Below are 18,499 nucleotides of genomic sequence, written 5' to 3'. Positions count from 1 at the left end.
TTTCCAAACAAGAGCCATGACCAACTACAACCACTGGTTCATTCGCGCCCGCCTCAAGACCCGGCAACTGCTGCTGATCGTGGCGCTGGCCGAGGAAGGCAACATCCACCGCGCGGCGCAGGTGCTCAACATGACGCAGCCCGCCGCCTCCAAGCTGCTGAAGGACCTGGAAGACGTGCTGGAGGTGCCGCTGTTCGACCGCCTGCCGCGCGGCATGCGCCCGACCTGGTACGGCGAGACCATGATCCGCCACGCCCGCGTGGCGCTCGCCAGCCTGAACCAGGCGCACGACGAACTCACCGCGCTCAAGGCGGGCCGCTTCGGCCATGTGAGCGTGGGCGCCATCACCGCGCCCGGCCTCACGCTGATGCCGCCGGCGGTGGCCATGGTCAAGCGCGAGCAGCCCGACCTGCGGGTGTCGCTGGAGATCGAGACCAGCCCGGTGCTGATCGAGCGGCTCGAACAGGGCAAGCTCGACATCCTGGTGGCCCGGCTGTTCGCCGAGCACGACAAGTCGCAGTTGCGCTACGAAGCGCTGACCGAAGAGCCGGTGTGCGCGCTGGTGCGCCCCGGCCATCCGCTGCTCGGCGTGAGCGGGCTCACGCTGCGCGACGTGGTGAGCGCCGGCTGGATCGTGCCGCCCGCCGGCAGCGTGCTGCGCCACCGCTTCGAGCTGATGTTCCAGGAAGAAGGGCTCGCGCCGCCGACCAACACCATCGAAAGCTCGGCCCTTCTCTTCATCACGCGCATGCTGCAGCAGAGCGACATGGTGGCGGTGCTGGCGACCGACGTGGCGCGCTACTACGCGGCGCACGGCATCGTGTCGCTGTTGCCGCTGGACATGCCCTGCCACATGGACGCCTTCGGCATCATCACGCGCACCGACCGGCTGCTGTCGCCGGCGGCGAAGGTGATGATGAAAGCGCTGAAGACGGCGAGCATGAGCGTGTATGGGCGCAAGCTCGAGATGGACTGACGCCCGCGTCGGCGCACCTTCAGGTCCAACCAGCGTCCACCGTGAACTCCTGCGCCGTGCACATCTTCGCGTCGTCCGACGCAAGAAACAGCACCATGCGCGCGATGTCCTCCGGCATCAATTTGTCGGGCAGGCACTGGTTGCGCTTGAGCGCCTGCTCGCCTTCGTCGTCCAGCCACAGCTTCACCTGCCGCTCGGTCATCACCCAGCCTGGCGACACGGTGTTGATGCGGATGCGGTCCTTGCCCAGGTCCACCGCGAGCCCGCGCGTGAGTCCGTTGACCGACGACTTGGCAATCGCGTAGCAGGGGTAGCCCGAGCCCTTGGTCTGCCAGCCGGTAGAGCCCAGGTTGACCACCGAGCCGAAGCCCAGCCGCCGCATGCCGGGCACCACCGACTGGATCGCGAACAGCGCAGGCCGTTCGTTGATGGCCATGCGGTCGTCGTAGTAAGCCGGCGTGACGGTGTCGAGCGAGTGGCGGTCGTCGCTTGCCACGTTGTTGACCAGCACCGCGAAGTCGCCAAGTTCGGCAGCCGCATCGGCGATGGCTGTCTGCAGTGCGGCGATGTCGCGCACGTCACAGGCGCGCCACCACGGCGCCGCATGGCCGGCCTCGACGATCTGCTGCGCGAGCGCCGCGCTGGCGCCCTCGGCAATGTCGACAAAGGCCACGCGCGCGCCCTGCGCTGCAAATGCAGCGACGATGGCCGCGCCGATGCCGCTGCCACCGCCGGTGACGAACACCGTGCGACCCTGCAGGCTGGGATGAATCGAGAGCTTCGGGGGATTCACAGAACGTCTCCAGAAAAGAAGGCTGGCATGTGACATTGCAATATGCATATCAATCGATGCCATATTGTTTGATTTCCATTATCAATATGCCTTGATACGATCCGCCGCGTCAAGAAGACATGACAAGGAAAGAACAATGAACAGACAAGAGACAAGCCCCCTTCCCCCGCTTCCAGTGCCGGTTGTCGAGGGCGCGCCCGAATGCATCTGGGCGGCAGGCGCCAACCTCGGCGAGGGCACGCTCTGGTCGCAGCGCGAGCAGGCGCTCTACTGGATCGACATCCTCACGCCGCGCCTGTTCTGGTTCCGGCCTGCCGATGGCGCACGGCGCGCCTGGCAGTTCGATGAGGAGATCACCGCGATCTCCGAGCGCGCGACGGCGCCGGGCCTCGTCCTCACGCTGCGCCGCGGCTTCGCGCTCTTCGACACCACACAGCTGCCGGGTGCCGGCGCCAAGCCGCGCTACCTGCACCAGCCCGAATCCGAGCGCACCGGCAACCGCTTCAACGACGGCAAGTGCGACAGCCACGGCCGCTTCTGGGGCGGCAGCATGGACTTCGATTGCAAGGCGCCCACGGGCGCGCTCTACCGCTACGACGCCGATGGCCGCTGCACGCGGCACGACGACGGCTTCGAGGTGACCAACGGGCCGACGTGGTCAGCGGACGGCCGCACCATGTACTTCAACAACACGGTGCTCAACAACCTGTACGCCTACGACTTCGATGCGGAAACAGGCACCGTCTCGAACAGGCGCGTGTGGCATCGCTTTCCCAAGGGCGACGGACTGCCCGATGGCATGACCACCGATGCGGCCGGCCGCCTGTGGATCGCGCATTGGGGCGGTTCGTGCGTGACCTGCCACGACCCGGTGAGCGCCGCCGAGCTGTACCGCATCGTCCTGCCGGCAAGCCATGTCACCAACTGCGCTTTCGGTGGCGCCGACATGCGCACGCTGTACATCACCACCGCGCGCAATGGCCTCACGGCCGAACAGCAAGAGGCCGAGCCGCTGGCGGGTGGGCTCTTTGCGGTGCGTATCGGCAGCCCCGGCGTGCCGGCTGCACTGTTCGCCGGCTAGATCGAAGGCACGGGCCGAGCCTCAGCAGATGCTGAAGCGATGTTCGGTCGTGCTGTTGAACACTTCACCCGGCCGCAGCACGGTCGAAGGAAAGCCCGGCTGGTTCGGCGAATCGGGAAAGTGCTGCGTCTCCAGGCACAGCCCATCGCCCTGCCGCAAGCTCGCACCGGCTGTGCCCATGAGGCTGCCGTCGAGGAAGTTGCCCGAATAGAACTGCACGCCGGGCTCGCTGGTGTGCACTTCCATCGCGCGGCCCGAGACTTCGTGTTCGAGGCGAGCCGCGAGCGCCAGACCGTCGCCGACGCCGTGCCGATCGAGCACCCAGTTGTGGTCGTAGCCGTGCGCGATCAGCAGTTGCTCGTGCCCTTCGCGAATGCGTTCGCCGATGTGCGTAGCCTCGCGAAAGTCGAAGGGCGTCGCAGCTACGTCAGCCAGCCCGAGCGGAATCAGCGTCGCGTCCACCGGGCAGTAGCGGCTCGCGGGAATCGTCAGCCGGTGGTCCATCACCGAGCCGCTGCCCGCAAGGTTGAAGTAGTCGTGATGGCTCAGGTTCAGCACCGTCGGCCGGTTCGTCACGGCGCGGTAGTCGATGCGCCATGTGTTGGCCGTCGCACTCAGCGTGTAACGCACGGTCAGTTGCACCTCGCCGGGATAGCCCTCTTCGCCATCAGCGCTGGTGTAGCGCAGTTCGATGGCGATGTCGCCGCCGGCTTGCGCGGCCGTCAACGGCTCGATCTGCCAGAAGCGCGTGCCGAAGCCTTCCTTGCCACCATGCAGCGAGTTGGGCCCATCGTTGAGACCCACCTGATGCACCGCGCCATCGAGCATGAAGCGCCCCGCGGCGATCCGGTTGGCGTAGCGCCCGACGATGGTGCCCAGATGCGGATGCGGCTTCATGTAATCGGCCAGCGTCGGCAGGGCCAGCACAACGTTCGCGCTGTGCCCGTGCCGGTCGGGCACGCGCAACGCCGTGACGATGCCGCCGCGGTTGATGGCGCTCAGGCTCAGGCCGCGGCCGTTGTCGAGGGTGTATTCGGTCACGGCGCGGCCGTCGGGCATGCGGCCGTATTCGCGCGAAGTGATGCTGCTGTTGCTCATGGGCGGTCCTGTGACGGGAACATGGCTTCGCGCGCACACAGCGAGGCGGTGCGCAGGCCGATGCGGTCCGTCAGGTCGTGGAACTCGGGCGGCTCGGCCGCGTGCGTGCGGATCTCGATGCGGTGGCCGGCCTTGGCCACCGCATCGGCAAAGCGCTGCTGCAGGGCGAAAGGCGTGTTCTGGTCTTCGCGGTTGCCGATCAGCACGATGCGGCGCGAGGCATCGCGCGCGATACCGCCCACGTGGTCGAGCGGGTCATAGAACTGCGTGCTGCCGGTGGTGTCGGTCAGGCCGTCCTTCGAGCGGCCAAGCAGGCGCGCGCGCTCCAGCAGACCGAAGGCACCCGAGGTCAACACCGCGCAGGCAATCCGCGTGCGGCCCATGGTCAGCAGCGCGGCGCCCGCGGTGGCGCCACCGCTGTGGCCGACGATCACGATGCGCTGCAGCTTGTGGCGCGCCATGAGCGCATCGAGTGCCGCGTCGAGCGCATGAAACTCCACCGGCTGGCGCCGCTTGCGGTGGTCGCCCGACGAGCCATAGGTGCCGGGCCGCGCGACAAAGATCCACGGCACGCCCGCGCGGTCGCGACTGCGTTGCGCATCGAGCGTTCGCAGGGCTTCGGTGTTTTCGGGAATGCGTGTGGGCGCCTGGTCCATCACGCTGTCGCGATCGCCGGAGAACTGCACGATGGCGATGCGCGCACCCTCGATGTCGTCGCTGGCGAAGTAGCGGATGCAGGCGGGTCCTTCGACGGGCTGCACCCACAGGTAGCCGGCGCGATCAGGACAGTTGGCGCGCACGGCGGGCTGGTTCCAGTGCAACACGGCATCGCCGGACGCCACGAGGGGCGCGGGCACATCGGGGCCGGTGCGCTGCGCGCAAGCCGTCTGCGCCAGCGCGAGCAGCAGGAGCGCAAAACGCGCGTGCCGCCGAACGTGGCCCGATGCACTCACAGCTTTTCCAGCAGGCGCGGGATATCGCCGAAGTCGGACAACTGGCGGTCGCCCTTCACCAGCACCAGGTCGCCGTCGCGCAGGAAGTCACCGAGGTAACCCGCCACCTGTGCCGCATCGTCGAAGTGCGGCCCGAGCAGTTCGGCCGGCACCTCTTCGCGCAGCCAGCGCATCTCGTGGCCGTGCGTCACCACATGCTGGATGCCTGACGCCATCAGCGGCGCGGCCAGGCTGCGGTGCATCGCTTCCGCATCCTGGTCGAGATTGATGATGCGCCCCAGCACGCCGATCTTGCGCGTGACCGGCCCGCTCTCCGCGCGCTGGTAGGTGCGCACGAATTCCATGGCGTTGCGCATCGACATGACCTCGGCGTTCCAGCTGTCGTCGATCAGCGTGGCCTGCACGCCGGCCTGCGTGCGCAGCGCGCGCACCTGCATCACCGAAGCGGGAAGCCGCACATGCGGCATGCGCGTGCAGGCGGCCTCGGCATCGAAGCCCATGGCCAGCAACGCGGCGAAGGCCAGCGCTGAATTGCGCACAAGGCCCGCGCTCTCGATGGGGAACACGTATTCCAGCGTGCGCCCGGCCACTGCAAGGCGAACCCGGCAGCCGCCACCGGGCTCGGGGCGGGTATCGACCACGCGCACGTCGGCGTCGGGCCCGGTGCCCACCACCCAGATCGCGCCCGCCGTGCGCGCGGCCGCTTTCACCACCTGCGCAAGACAGGGAATGTGGTCGGCCACGATGGCCACGCCGCCGGGCTCCAGGCCCAGGAAGATGCGCGACTTGAACTCGGCCGTGAGTTCAAGCGTCGAGGCCTGGCGGGTCTGCGACAGGCCGATCTCGGTGACGATGGCCACGTGCGGCCGCGCCACCAGCGAGATGGGGCCGCGCTCCATCCAGAGGCTGCTTTGCGCCATCTCGAGAATGCACACATCCGCATCGGCCGCGAGGTTGGCCAGCATGGCCGGCACGCCGACGCGCGAGTTGTAGTTGTCGACGGTGGTGCGCACGCGCGCCTCTTGCGGCAGCAGGTCGCGCAGCATGGCGATGGTGGATGACTTGCCGACCGTGCCGGTCACGCCCACCACGAAGCCTTGGTAGCGCTCGCGCGCGGCGGCGCCGAGCGCGAGCATGGCGCGGATCGGGTCGTCCACCTGCAGCAGCGGAAAGGCGGGGTCGAGCCCCTCCACCGGATGCGCAACCATGGCACCGGCCAACGCGCGCTGCAGCCTGGGCAGTTCGAGGTGCGTGTCCCAGTTGTCCGTGCGCGGCTTGCTGTAGCTCTCGTGCACGGCCAGCGTGCGGAAGTCCGAGGCGACAAAGAGCGCGGGGGCCGGCAGCATCGTCAGGTGACTCGATCCACGCACCACCGAGTTGACGAACCAGCCCGGCGGCGGTTCGACCAGCCAGCGGCCGCCCGTCACCTCCTGCAGTTGTGCGGCTGTCCAGAGCGGCGCCGGGCTCGGGCTCGCACCGGGGCGCAGGGCGGCGAGCACGGGCGCCGGTCGGTCGGGCAACGGCGTGGGAAAGTCCGGCACGCGCAGGCCGCACCACACGGGCAGCAAGCGCGCAGGCGGCAGGCCGGGCAGGTCGCCGCGCACGCGCACTTCGAGCCGCAGCACGTCGCTTTCGAGCAGGCCGGGGCGCGGCGCGCGCAGGCCGTAGCGGTCCCGGTAGATGCGGCCAGGCTCCCACCGGCTGGTGGGCCACATCCAGTCGCAGGGGTCGTGGTCCATGCCTTCGCCCCAGGGCGGCATGGTGGTGCTGCGCATCGGCACGGCACGGAACTGCACGCGCAGATCGGCCGCCACGGGTGCATCGACGCTCCAGAAGGATTCGACCCACAGCATGCGGCGCCCGACGATCTGCCGGGGCGCGCAACGCATGCCCAGCAGTCGCAGCGGGCCGATCTGCAGCGGTGGCATCTGCGCATCGATCGGCACAGCGTCGACCAGCCACTCGGGGCGCGGCGCACGCACCGGGCCGACGATGGCGGGCAGGCGCGCCGCAGGCGTCGCCACCGGTTCCGCCTTGAAGACCGGACGCGCGGGCGGCGACAGGCGTACGGCGCAACGGCCGCCGGGCGCGGGTGTCATCTCGGTGCCGAGGGCGCGGCATTGTTCGGCGAAACGCTCGCTCGCGGCCTGCGCCTGCTCGCCGCCGAGCTGCTTCGAGAAGCCGAACCCGACGCCGACCGGCGTGAACATCACCTCCTCGACGCCGTGCAAACCCAGCGTCAGCGAGAACACGCCGGAGGGGGCAAAGTCGTTGCGGATGGAGTCGAACAACAGGTCGCCCGCGTCATGCAGGATCGGCCGGCCGCGATGAATCTCGATGCCCTGCAGCACATGCGCCGAAGTGCCGAGCACCGCATCGGCACCTGCATCAACGATGGCATGGCCGACCGCGATCTCTGCGGCGGAAGGCTCGGCTTCGAGGTTGTCGCCCCAGTGCACCGCCACCAGCACCACGTCGGCCTCGCGGCGTGCGGCCTCGATGCGCGGCGCGAGCGTGGCAGTCCATGCGGCGGGGTCGTCGAGGGACAGCCAGGCGGCGCCGGGCTGCTCCTCGCCGGCCGCGAAGCGTGGCTGCGTCGCATCGAGCGAGAACAGCGCCACGCGCACACCGCCCGCGCGACGGAAGGCCGGTCGCAGCGCGGCCTCGAGCGTGCTGCCCGTGCCCGCATGGGCAATGCCTGCGGCGTTCAACAAACCTTGCTGTTCCAGCAGCGCCTCGGGGCCGTAGTCGCCGCTGTGGTTGTTGGCGGTGGCGACCATGTCGATGCCCGCCTCGGTCAGCACCGCCAGCATTTCAGGCCGGGCCCGGTAGTAGTACGGGCCGGCCTCGCCCTTCTCCACGCCCTGCTCGCCGGTGGTGGCGACCACGCATTCGAGGTTGACGATGCGCAGGTCGGCTTCGCGCAGCGCAGCGATGTCGCCGAGCATCTTGTGCGCCCCGCCCAGTTCGCGCGTGCGGTAGTGCTGGCGGCGCCCGAGGTTCACGTCGCCGCCCCATGCGACCACGCCCGACGACGCTGTCGTCGCCGCCTTCGCCTGCGATGCCGCCGGCAGGCTCGCCAGCTCGGACAGCCGCGCTTCACGCGCTTTCAGAATCCGGTGGTAGGCGACGTAGCCCGAGAGGTAGTGCTCCACGTCGTCGATGCGCACGCGAAAGCTGTGGTGCTTGATGAAGAACGAACCGGCGATGCGATCGGGGTTGCGGAAGAACATCGCCAGCTCGGGCCAGAAGTGGCCGTTGGCGAGGTAGCGCGCGCGGTACTCCAGCGCGCGGTCGAACTTGTCGCGGTCGAGTTCGGCCAGCAGCGGACGCAGCGCCGGGTCGGCCTCCATGCGCAGCACCATGTCGCGCGCAGCCATCATCAATTCGAGCAGCGTCGGAAAGGTGGTGATGCGCTCCAGCACGAAGTCCAGGTAGCCGGACACGTTCTGCAGGCCGAACTGGTAGTAGCGCGTCTCGGGCCGATAGCGTGTGAGTTCGTTGACGCAATAGCTCAGCCAGTGGTCGTGCGCGCGCCAGTGCTCGGCGGCAATGAAATGCTCGAAGGCCTTCTCGACCACCGCGAGCCAGCGCGCGTCGCGCGTGAGGCCGTACAAACGCATCAGGCCGAAGGCGGCCTCGCCGTCGTAGTAGATGACGCGGAACTTGTCCTTGACGTCGAGCGCCGGTGCATTGAGCACGTGCACAAAGCTGCCGGTCTGCGGGTCCTGCATGTGGCGGATGCCCAGTGCCAGTTGCTCCATCAGCGGCTGGTAGTGTGCGTCGCCGGTCAGCTCGGTGTACTTGACGAAGGCGAGCAGGCAGACGGCGTTGCCGCCCAGCTTGATCTCGCTGCCGATGTCCAGCAGGTAGGCCGCGCGCGTGCCGTCCGGCAGGTTGGCCGGCCGTATCAGGTTGCTCGCCAGGAAGGCCAGCGAGCGGTCGATGGCCGCCTTCTGCGTCGCATTGCGCGTCATCTCCCAGGCTTCCAGCATCGCGTAGGTGGAGCTGGCATGCCGCAGCGTGTTGTAGGTGGGAATGGCGCGGTCGAAGCAGGGAAACCAGCCGTAGTCGAATTCGCCCGTGGGCTTGACCTGCCCGGCAAGGTAGACGCTGGCGTCGTCGATCAGCGCGCGGATCTGCGTGGTGTTCCAGTCGGGCAGCGTGCGCAGGCCGGCCGACTGCCCTTGCGCGGTGATCGGCCAAGCGCCCTTGGCGTCCACGTACACGGCGCGGGTGGTGAAGCACCAGACGGGCGCGGCGTCGTCCGCCGGAAAATCGATCTCGCGGCCGAAGCGGCGCTTGGTGTGCAGGTGCAGGTTGCCGGTGTTGGGCTCGGAATGCTCCACATCGCCGTTGTAGAGGATCGCGCTGCCGTGCATCTCTTGCGCGAGCAGCGCGACATCGAACTGCGCGTCGAAGGCGATGCCCAGGTTGAAATAGTTGCGCTTGGTCTGCGCCATCTGCGCCTTGAGCGCGCCCCAGCTCAAGGCCCAGACCTGGTCGACCACTTCCGCGCGCAGGCGCTGCGTCGGATGTTCGGTGCGCTTTGCAAGGGCCGTCACCGCGCTGGCCGCCTGGCGCCATGCCGCCTCGATGTCCGCCCCCCGGCCCGAAGCCACACGGGCCCGGCTGCCGCCTTCGCCGATGGCGAAGAACACCACGCATCCGGCCTCGCCGGTGGCCGGCGGCGCAGCGGCAAGAACGCCTTGCGGGTCCGCCAGTGCTTGCCTGGCGCGGTTCAACAGATCGGTGAGGGTGTGCGGATCTTGGTTCATGCAGCCGCGAATGATGACAGGCCGCCGCGTGGCCTGTCACCCCGGCAATCCATGAGTGCGTGCGCCTTAGAGGCGCAGCAATTCCACCCGGCGATTCTTCGCGCGGCCGTCCTCGCTGGTGTTGGGCGCGACCGGCTCCTTCGAGCCCGCCCCACGGGATGTGAAGCGGCGCGCATCGAGCCCCGACTTGGCCAGCGCCGCAATGACCGACACGCTGCGGCGGCGCGACAGGTCGGCGTTGTGCGGCTCCTCGCCCTGCGCGTCGGTGTGGCCCACCACCTGCACGCGCAATTGCGGGTTGCTGCGCATCAGCTTGGCGATCTCGTCGAGCGTGGGCTGCGAGTCGGGCTTGATGCTGTCCTTGTCGAGGTCGAAGTGAATGCCGTAGAGGCTGATGCGGCCGGTTTCCTGCAGGCTCTTCTGCATGGCCGGGGCATCGACGAAGACGATCTTGTCGGTCTCCATCGCCTTGGTCTCGACGATGCGCACCAGCGCGAAGCTGCCGCGAAAGCTGCCTTCGGCGAACGCGATGCTGGCGTAGACCTTGCCGCCGGGCGTGTCGTTCTGGGCCAGCAGGTAGCGGCCATCGCTTTCGAAATAGGTGCTCACGTAGGTGCGCCCGTAGCCGATCAGCGGCCATTCGGGCGTGTCGATGACGGTGGCCAGTTCCGAGACGTCGGTGTTCGGCTCGCTCCTTTCCGGGTCCTTCCTGTAGCAGCTTGCGTCCTTGGTGCCGCACGAGAACATGATCTGGAAGCCCTTGGCCTTCAGGCCCGCCTCGTAGTTGCGCTGCACTTCGAGCAGCGAGCGGCCCTCGGGCAGGTGGTAGTAATAGAGCGAGACCTTGCCCGCCACCCGCAGCAGGTTGGGCTTGGGCTTCGGGTCGCCCCAGGGCTGGATCGGCTCGCGCAGCAGTCCGACCTCGTCGTAGTTCTTGACCTGGAAGGCGTCCATGGTCGAGCCCTCATAGCGCCCGACCAGCGGGTGGTCTTTGGCGGGCTCGGCCGCCGACGAGAAGGTGGCCGCCGCGAGCAGTGCCGCGCATGCCAGAAGTTGTTGCCAGCCCCGGCCGTGGAACGACCGGAACGCGGAGATTGAATGAGCCATGTGGTTGTCCGTTTTCCATGCGAATCGCGCCTCGGATGAGGCGCGATTCAAAGGTATCGGTGGCTCGCGGCGGGGGCAATAAGCCGTTCGGCCAGCCCATTAAGAAGAAGCGTTTAAGAACGGCGCGGGCGGATGCCAACAGCCGCAATTGCCCGGCGCTTTTCGCTATTTCGGGGCGGCGTTGGCGGCGGCCGAGCGGGAGCGCGCGCGAGCGATCCAGCTCCACAGGGCAAGCATCACGGCGACCAGCGCGAAGCCGGTCCACGAGAACGCAAGGTCGCTGAGTTCGACCTGCGGGAACCAGGCCTTGGCCAGGTTGTACGCGGCGACCGCGTAGGAGATGAAGACGATCAGCCAGCCCAGGATGCGCCGCGCCTTGCGCCCGGCTTCAGGGCCTTCGGCGCTGCGGCTGATGCGGCAGACCAGCCGGCCGTCGAGCGTGTCGGTGATGACCATGCCGGCGGTGAAGGTCAGGCCGGCGGTGAGTGCGGCCCAGGCACCGCCGTCGCGGTTGCTGGCCACATAGCCCCAGGCAGCGGCCTGCGTGGCGGTGTCGAACACGGTGGCAAACAGCACGCCGATGACGATGATGGCCCACGCGCTGGACTGTGCCTGCAGGCGCTTGGGAATCAGGCTCATCTTCCAGCCCATCGGTGCATAGGCTTCATTGCGGCCCAGCAGCAGCCGCAGGTTCAGGGTGCCGACCAGCAGGAGCAGCGCCGTCGGAATCCACTCGAAAACCTGGATGACGACGGCCGGTGGATCGATGTGCAGCGTGAGCCGGCTCACCACCACCGCGATGGCAGTGACGAGCAGGCCGTGGCCGACGGCGAACAGTGTGCCGACCCAGCCGGCATGGCGGTGTTTGTGCGACAGCGCCCGCCAGGTCAGGCCGTCGATGCAGGCGATGTGGTCGGGGTCCAGGCCATGACGCAACCCGAGCACGAACATCAACAAGAGGCCAGGCAGGGGAGCGATTTCAGCGGTCATGAGGGCGGTACGTTGTGGCGGCGGGCATCGTACTCTGCGGCGACGTTTGGTGCTGCGTCTGTTCGGGTCGGATTTTTTGTTCGAGAGCGGCGTGTTCGGGGTACGTGCGAATGACACCGGGTGCTCCCCTCCGCGAATGTCCCCCGCTTCGCTCCTCCTTTATTTCGCTGCGGGGAGCACCCGGTGCCATTCGCACAGGACACGCTGCTGGTGTGCAGCCGATCAACGACCGCTCTGTCCAACGCTCACGTCGATACGGGGCTCTTTTTCGCGAAATAAAGGAGGAGCGAAGCAGGGGACATTCGCGAAAAAGAGCACCGTGTCGGCGTGAGCGACGCCCTGAACAGCGACGCCCAAAAATCAAACACAGTCCTTCATCTCAGGCCCAAGCCTCCAACACCGCGCTACGTACCGCATCAACCGCCACGGCGCGCTTGCCGCCAGCCGGCGCGACCCAGCACAGCCACGTGTGCGAACGCCAGCCCTGCCAGATCGCCAGCTCGCCATTGCGCTCGCCCTGCTCCGCCTGATCGAGCCGCAGCAGCCCCGCGCCCATGCCGCTCGCGACCATGCTGCGGATCGCGCTTTCACCATCGGCCGTGCGGCCCTGGCGGTACTCGCGGCCCGCATCCGCGAACAGCTTTTCAAGATGCACGCGCAAGATGCACGAAAGCGGCGTGCCCACCCACGGCAGGTTCGTGAGCTGATCGAGCGACAGGTCGGGATGCGCCTGCGCGACCGGCAATGGCAGCGCCACGACCAGGTCGACCGCGCCCAGCCGATGCAGCTCCAGTCCCTCGCTCTGCTCGCCGTCGCTCAGCACATAGGCGCAGTCGAGTTCGCCGCGCTGCACGGCGGACAGCGTTTCGTACGACAGCCCCTGCTTCAGTTGCAGCGTGACCTGTGGATGGCGCTCCGCCAGCTTCACCAGCACGTCGCCCAGCCGCAACGCCACCGGATCGACCACCGTGCCGAAGCGCACCACACCCTGCGCCGCGCCCCGCAACTGGTCGGCCGCCGAACGCATGCGCGACGCAGAAGCCAGCGTGCGCTCGGCCTCTTCCAGCAGGCTGAGGCCGGCCTCGGTGGGTGACATGCCCTTCGGCGTGCGCTCGAACAGCTTCACGCCCAATTCGTCTTCCAGCGCCTTGAGTTGCGCGCTGACCGCCGGCGCGCTGGTGAACACGCGTTCGGCGGCGCGGGTCAGGCTGCCTTCCTTGGCGATGGCAACGAAAGTCTTCAGTTGATAAAGCTCCATGGGGCAAATTGTGAGCGCTTCGGCCACATCCGACCCTTCGCATTTTTGGAGACCCCCGTCCAAAGAAGCGAATGGCAATCGGCGCGGTGAAACCCGATCCTTGGAGCCATCGATCCATTGCCAAAGGTTCCCCATGTCCCCTCGTCAACGCCTGCTAGGCATCGCCGCGCTGCTGCTCGCCACCTCCGGTTGGGGCGGCATGTTCCTGGTCAGCAAGGGCGTGCTCCACCACGTCGAGCCTGTGTGGTTCACGCTGATCCGCTACAGCATGTCGGCGCTGCTGTTCGTGCTGCTCATTCTTCCGCGCGGCGCCGCGCCCTGGCGCAAGCTGCGGCTGAACGCGGGTGCACTGGCGCTGCGCGGGTACGCGGGCTTCGGCATCTTCAGCGTGATGCTGCTGGTCGGGCTCTCGCATTCGGTGCCCTCGCACGGCGCAGTGATCATGGCGACCACGCCGATGACCACGCAGTTGCTGCGCTGGGCGCTCGACGGTGTGCGGCCCGCGCGCGCCACGCTGCTGACCACTGCGCTCGCGCTGCTGGGCGTGGCCATCGTGTCGGGGCTGCTGTTCAGCGCGGGGCCGGCCGCCGAGTCCACGCTCTTCGGCGATGCGGTGGCCTTCATCGGCACGCTGGGCTGGGTCTGGTACACGCGCGGCGCGGCGCGCTTTCCGGAACTCGACGTGATCGAGTACACGGCGCTCACGGTGCTGGCCTCATGGCCGCTGCTGCTGGCCACCGCCGTCGTCGCCGCCTTGTTCGGCTGGTCGCATGTGCCGAGCATGGAAGGCCTGCGCCTGTCGTGGCAGGCGCTGTTGTATGTGGGGCTGGTGTCTTCGGCCATTGCGGTGCTGGCTTTCAACTACGGCGTGCGCACGCTCGGTGCGGTCACGGGCACGGCCTTCCTGAACTTCGTGCCGGTGTCGGCGCTGCTGATGGGCGTGGCGCTGGGCAAGCCGCCCACGGTGAACGAGATCGTCGGCATGGCGATGGTGGTCGGTGCGCTGCTGATCCATACCGCCACGAGCCGCAAGGCTTCTGCGGCGCCCGTGCCCCGGATCGCGGACACGCCCCAGAATTACCGCTCCTGTGGAGCCGCATCACCATCATCATGAGCAGTCGTAGCCAACTCTTCGAGCCCTTGCGGCTCGGCAAGCTTCAAATAGACAACCGCATCGTCATCGCGCCGATGTGCCAGTACTCCGCCGCGGAGGGCACGCCGGGCGACTGGCATCTGATTCACCTCGGCCACCTCGCGCTTTCCGGCGCGGGGCTGCTGATCATCGAGGCGACGGCGGTGGAGGCCGAAGGGCGCATCTCGCCCGGCGACCTCGGGCTGTATTCCGACGCGAACGAAGAAGGCCTGGCGCGGGTGCTGAAGGCCACGCGGGCCAATTCGCCCATCGCGATCGCCATGCAGTTGGGGCACGCGGGGCGCAAGGCATCAAGCCGTGCACCGTGGGAAGGCGGCAAGCAGATCCGCCCCGAAGAGCCGGGCGGATGGAAGGCATATGCGCCCTCGGCCGTGCCGCATTCGCCCACGGAAGACGCGCCCATCGCGCTCGACGCGGCCGGCCTTGCCCGCGTGCGCGATGCCTTCGCGGCGGCAGCACGGCGCGCGGCGCGGCTGGGCATCGATGGCATCGAGATCCATGCGGCGCACGGCTATCTGCTGCACCAGTTCCTGTCGCCCATCGCCAACCACCGCGACGACGAATACGGCGGCAGCCTGGAGAACCGCATGCGCTTTCCGCTCGAAGTGTTCGACGCGGTGCGTGCGGTCTTCCCGGCCGAGCGCCCGGTATGGGTGCGCGTCTCGGCCAGCGACTGGGTGCCCGGCGGCTGGGACCTCGACGGCACGGTCGCGTTTTCGCAGGCGCTCAAGGCACGTGGCTGCGCGGCCATCCATGTGTCAAGCGGCGGTGTCTCGCCGCAGCAGGCCATCACGCTCGGCGCCGGCTACCAGGTGCCGTTCGCGCAGCGCATCAAGGCCGAGGTCGGCCTGCCGACCATCGCCGTCGGGCTCATCACCGAGCCCCGGCATGCCGAGGCCATCATTGCCGACGGGCAGGCCGATGCGGTGTCGCTGGCCCGCGCGATCCTGTACGACCCGCGCTGGCCCTGGCATGCGGCGACCGAACTGGGCGCGCAGGTGAAGGCGCCGCACCAGTACTGGCGCTCGCAGCCGCGCGAGTTCAAGGACCTGTTCGAGAACGCGGCGTTCGGGGCGCGCTAGCAGAAGAGCCGAAAGGACTGTCGGCATCGGCATCGGCATCGCCCTCCCCGCTCAGTTCTGTGCGACGCGCAGCCAGTGTTGCGTCTTGCCGAAGAGCGGCACACCGACATAGGCATGCAGCAACAGCTCGCCACCCGCATGGGTGGCGGTGCTCACCGACATGTTGCAGCTGTAGGTCTTGCCGTTCTCGCGGTTGTAGATCTGGCCGGCCCATTCGGCAGGCGGACGCAAAGCGTTTTCGGCACCGACCGGCTTGAAGTCCTGCAGCAATGTCATGCCCAATGCCGGTCGGGCGTCGGCGGGCTGCATGTCGCTGCCGCCGGGAGCCATCGAGCGGTTGCCGAGCACCTTGACGACAGTGCCGCACAACGCGGTGCCGCACGGTGCGATCTCGACTTCGAGGTTGCCGTTGGCGGTGAGCCAGCGGCCGCGAGGATCGGTCGCCTCGGAAGACTGCGCGTGCGCGGCGAAGGCCGTGGCCAGCAACAGCACGGCGGCCAAGGTGCGGCCTGGGCGATGGAATGAGAAGGGCATGGGCATGGTGGGCTTCGTATCGAGTGGATGGGGTGCCCATTGAACCGCCGCCCGAACCTTCCCGTGTGTCACGACACCCGGAGAATCGTCGCGTTGTATGTCTGGCCGCACCCCAGACAAAGAGCGATACAAATCTGTCTGTCGCGGTCGCGGCAACCCGGAGGCTGACAAGCCCAACAACGTGCGGCAGTCAGTCCAATTCGGTCATTGCTCGGCGGTGGCACCCAGTTCGCGATAGAAAAAAGTCGTGCTGCACGGCTCGCCTTCGGGCAGCAGCGCATAGCCGGGGATCACGCCCACCCGCTGCCAGCCGACGCGGGCATAGAGCCGCGCGGCTTCGGCGCCCGATGTGTCAAGCACCAGCAGCGTCTTGCCATGCGCGCGCGCCTCTTGCTCGGCCGCCTGCATCAGCAGCGCGCCAAGGCCCTGGCGGCGTGCCCGGCGATGCACGAGCATCTTCGCCACCTCGCCGCGGTGCGGCTGGTTCTCGGGCTGCGCGAGCACGAGTTGCACAGTGCCGACGATGCCCTCGGCGTCTTCGGCGACGAACAACACGCGTTCGCCCCGTTCCACGCCATCGGCCACGCCTTGCCAGAAGGCGCACGCACGCTCGAAGGACAGCGGCTGCATGAAGCTCACCGAGGCGCCGCCTGCGACGCAGTCGATGAGCACGTTGGCCAGTGCATGCAACTGCGCGTCGGTCACGGTGGGAAGGGCGCGAATGCGCGGGGTATGGGTAGGCGTTGTGTCGGTGGTCATATTCATCTCCATGAGGAAGCGGTCGAAGTAGTGATCACGACCGCGTAGCGCGCGGTCTTGCGGGTGGGGTTGTGGTAACTCATGGGGCGGTCGAGCGTGAGCGCGAGGCAGTCGCCGGCATCGAGCAGATGGCGGTCGTCGCCCACCGTGACTTCGATGCGGCCTTCGAGCACCCACACCTGCTGGTGCACCTTCGGCTCCCGCGCGCCGGTCTCGTAGGCCACGCGCGCCTTCGGTGGAAACTGCACTTCGACGATCTGGATCGGCGAGGCCGCACTGCCCGGCGACACGTTTCTGCGCACGTAGCCCGAGTGCGGATCGCGCCACAGCAACTGGTCGGCCAGCCGCGACACGGGGCCGGGCTCGGCAACGGGCTCTTCGAACAACGAGGCAAGGGGAACACCCAGGCCGGTTGCGAGTTTTTCGAGCACCACGGCTGTCGGGCTGCTCTCACCGCGCTCGATCAGCGAGATCATCGAACGGCTGACGCCGCAGTGCGTGGCCAGCGCATCGAGCGACAGCTCGCGCGCCGCGCGAAGGTCGCGCACACGCTGGGCGATGCGGTCGTTCAGGCTGGCGGGTTCTTTGAGGTCTTCTTTCATATTGGATGAAATATCCAATATTCAGGAAACGCTGTCAATCGCCGAATGGCGTACGCGGCGTCAGCGCGAAGGCCCGAGCAACGCGGCACGGGCAGCCGCCGAGGGAAAGACGCACGCCACGTCGTGCGCGCAGCCCGGCACCACGAGGACCTCGCGGCGCTTGACGGGTGCGAGCAGCGCCCTGTCGTACTGCGCATAGGCCAGGCCGCGCTGCATCCGGTACGGGCCCTGCGCGGCGGCCGCGCAGGACTTGTCGAGGATGCCGTAGTAGGTGCCCTTCGCATCGCTGCTGTCCAGCGCACCTTCCAGATAGCTGACGTCGGCGCTTGCGTATCGCTGGCGCACCTGCGCGGCGCTGCGGCCAAGGCTGCCGGGCAAGGCGTCGGTTCCGTACTTCCAGCGGTTCAGTGCAGGGCAGGCGTCATCGGCCACCGCCGGAAAGCTCAACGTGCAATTGCGCAAGGTGTCCGCCCCGCTGCCGCAGGCCGTCCACGCGACGGCCACGCCATCGCGCATCGGCTGCGGGCGCACCGGATCGAAGTAGAGCCAGGTGCCCGGGTCGGCAACCACATAGCGCACGGCCACCGACTCGGAGTCCGGTTCCTGCGCGAAGCCGATGTAGTGCTGCACCATCTGCGCGCCGGCCGAGAAGCCCGCGATGGTGACCGTGCGCAGGCTGGGCCAACGCTGTGTGAGTTCGGTCACCAGCGCGTCCATGGCGGCGAATGACGTGATGCCGTTGCCGTTGCTTGCACCGCCGCCTTCGAGCCATGAGCCGCATGTCCACAGCAGGTCGCCAGCTTCGGCCACCGGCACGCCCGGCGTGCCGCACTTGCCGGCCTTGCCCTGCGCCACCTGGAAGAGCGGTGCCACGACCAGCGTGTCGGCCAGTGCGCTGGCGCCGCGCACAGCCTGCAAGGCCGCGTCGAAGGTCTTGTTGGCATCGCGGGGGTGGCCATGCATCGCGACGAGCACCTTGGTAGGTGCAGCGCCATCGGGCGACAGCGACGCGTAGTAGTGCAACGCCCCGCCGGAGCCCGGTGGCTGGAACGAGCGATAGCAAGCCGAAGACGCCGCTGCGGTGCAGTCGGCGCCCTGTGCCTGAACCTGCAGGCTTGCGAGCGCCAGACACCCGCCCGCGAGGTAAGACCATCCGTGCATACAAGGACTCCCTGAAGTGCTCGCCCTGAGCGGGATGTGGATTCTCGCCCCGGCCTTCACAGGCCCGCACTGGAAAGCGCCTGATCGCCTAGTGATTTGCTCGGCAAGCACGGCATTCTTCGAACAGACATTCACCCTGTGTAGAGAGATCATTCAACTTATCACCAGCATGGA

15 protein-coding genes are annotated in these 18,499 nt (G+C 67.9%); 4 read left to right on the top strand and 11 right to left on the bottom strand.

Annotated features, from left to right (window positions below; translation table 11 throughout):
* Positions 1-16 precede the first annotated feature (16 nt).
* Positions 17-976, top strand: a complete 960-nt coding sequence (locus tag H7F35_RS17555; protein ID WP_187107896.1) for a LysR family transcriptional regulator — start codon at positions 17-19, stop codon at positions 974-976.
* A gap of 19 nt (positions 977-995) precedes the next feature.
* Here H7F35_RS17555 and H7F35_RS17550 read toward each other — a convergent pair whose 3' ends face one another.
* Complete coding sequence (locus H7F35_RS17550; protein ID WP_187107895.1) at positions 996-1,805, bottom strand: SDR family NAD(P)-dependent oxidoreductase; 810 nt, start codon at positions 1,803-1,805, stop codon at positions 996-998.
* Between the two features lie 100 nt (positions 1,806-1,905).
* Between H7F35_RS17550 and H7F35_RS17545 the strand changes: the two genes are divergently transcribed.
* Positions 1,906-2,850, top strand: a complete 945-nt coding sequence (locus H7F35_RS17545) for an SMP-30/gluconolactonase/LRE family protein (protein WP_187107894.1) — start codon at positions 1,906-1,908, stop codon at positions 2,848-2,850.
* A gap of 21 nt (positions 2,851-2,871) precedes the next feature.
* Here the strand turns inward: H7F35_RS17545 and H7F35_RS17540 are convergent, their stop codons facing one another.
* The 6 genes from H7F35_RS17540 to H7F35_RS17515 form a co-directional block, all read right to left on the bottom strand.
* The gene (locus H7F35_RS17540; protein WP_187107893.1) at positions 2,872-3,948 is read right to left on the bottom strand and encodes an aldose epimerase family protein; all 1,077 of its coding nucleotides are present in this window, start codon (positions 3,946-3,948) and stop codon (positions 2,872-2,874) included.
* Positions 3,945-4,901, bottom strand: a complete 957-nt coding sequence (locus H7F35_RS17535) for an alpha/beta hydrolase family protein (protein ID WP_187114071.1) — start codon at positions 4,899-4,901, stop codon at positions 3,945-3,947. Before H7F35_RS17535 ends, H7F35_RS17540 begins: the two co-directional genes overlap by 4 nt.
* Positions 4,898-9,679, bottom strand: coding sequence for a CapA family protein (locus tag H7F35_RS17530; RefSeq protein WP_187114070.1), 4,782 nt, complete (start codon positions 9,677-9,679; stop codon positions 4,898-4,900). Before H7F35_RS17530 ends, H7F35_RS17535 begins: the two co-directional genes overlap by 4 nt.
* Positions 9,680-9,745: 66 nt before the next feature.
* Positions 9,746-10,786: an OmpA family protein gene (locus tag H7F35_RS17525; protein WP_187114069.1), complete on the bottom strand. Its 1,041-nt coding sequence runs from the start codon at positions 10,784-10,786 to the stop codon at positions 9,746-9,748.
* A gap of 165 nt (positions 10,787-10,951) precedes the next feature.
* Positions 10,952-11,776, bottom strand: coding sequence for a nickel permease (locus H7F35_RS17520; protein WP_187114068.1), 825 nt, complete (start codon positions 11,774-11,776; stop codon positions 10,952-10,954).
* A 379-nt stretch (positions 11,777-12,155) separates the two neighbouring features.
* Positions 12,156-13,034 carry a LysR family transcriptional regulator gene (locus tag H7F35_RS17515; RefSeq protein WP_187114067.1) on the bottom strand — a complete coding sequence of 293 codons (879 nt, stop codon included), beginning with the start codon at positions 13,032-13,034 and terminating at the stop codon, positions 12,156-12,158.
* A gap of 133 nt (positions 13,035-13,167) precedes the next feature.
* Between H7F35_RS17515 and H7F35_RS17510 the strand changes: the two genes are divergently transcribed.
* Positions 13,168-14,148, top strand: coding sequence for a DMT family transporter (locus H7F35_RS17510; protein WP_187114066.1), 981 nt, complete (start codon positions 13,168-13,170; stop codon positions 14,146-14,148).
* A complete protein-coding gene (locus H7F35_RS17505; protein WP_187114065.1) occupies positions 14,145-15,269 on the top strand; it encodes an NADH:flavin oxidoreductase/NADH oxidase in 1,125 nt (374 codons plus the stop codon). Before H7F35_RS17510 ends, H7F35_RS17505 begins: the two co-directional genes overlap by 4 nt.
* A 51-nt stretch (positions 15,270-15,320) precedes the next feature.
* Here H7F35_RS17505 and H7F35_RS17500 read toward each other — a convergent pair whose 3' ends face one another.
* The 4 genes from H7F35_RS17500 to H7F35_RS17485 all read right to left on the bottom strand — a co-directional run bounded on the left by H7F35_RS17500 (position 15,321) and on the right by H7F35_RS17485 (position 18,325).
* On the bottom strand, positions 15,321-15,803 hold the full coding sequence (locus H7F35_RS17500; RefSeq protein ID WP_187114064.1) for a DUF2147 domain-containing protein: 483 nt from the start codon (positions 15,801-15,803) through the stop codon (positions 15,321-15,323).
* A 204-nt stretch (positions 15,804-16,007) separates the two neighbouring features.
* Complete coding sequence (locus H7F35_RS17495; protein ID WP_187114063.1) at positions 16,008-16,562, bottom strand: GNAT family N-acetyltransferase; 555 nt, start codon at positions 16,560-16,562, stop codon at positions 16,008-16,010.
* Positions 16,563-16,564: 2 nt separating this feature from the next.
* Positions 16,565-17,164: a helix-turn-helix domain-containing protein gene (locus H7F35_RS17490; RefSeq protein ID WP_187114062.1), complete on the bottom strand. Its 600-nt coding sequence runs from the start codon at positions 17,162-17,164 to the stop codon at positions 16,565-16,567.
* A gap of 60 nt (positions 17,165-17,224) precedes the next feature.
* Entirely contained in the window at positions 17,225-18,325 is a 1,101-nt protein-coding gene (locus H7F35_RS17485; protein WP_187114061.1) for a hypothetical protein, read from the bottom strand.
* Positions 18,326-18,499 lie beyond the last annotated feature (174 nt).

Origin of the sequence: Variovorax sp. PAMC26660 (assembly GCF_014302995.1) — a bacterium.
In the GTDB taxonomy this organism is placed as follows: Bacteria; Pseudomonadota; Gammaproteobacteria; order Burkholderiales; family Burkholderiaceae_C; genus Variovorax.
This window is presented reverse-complemented; position numbering and strand designations above follow the sequence as displayed.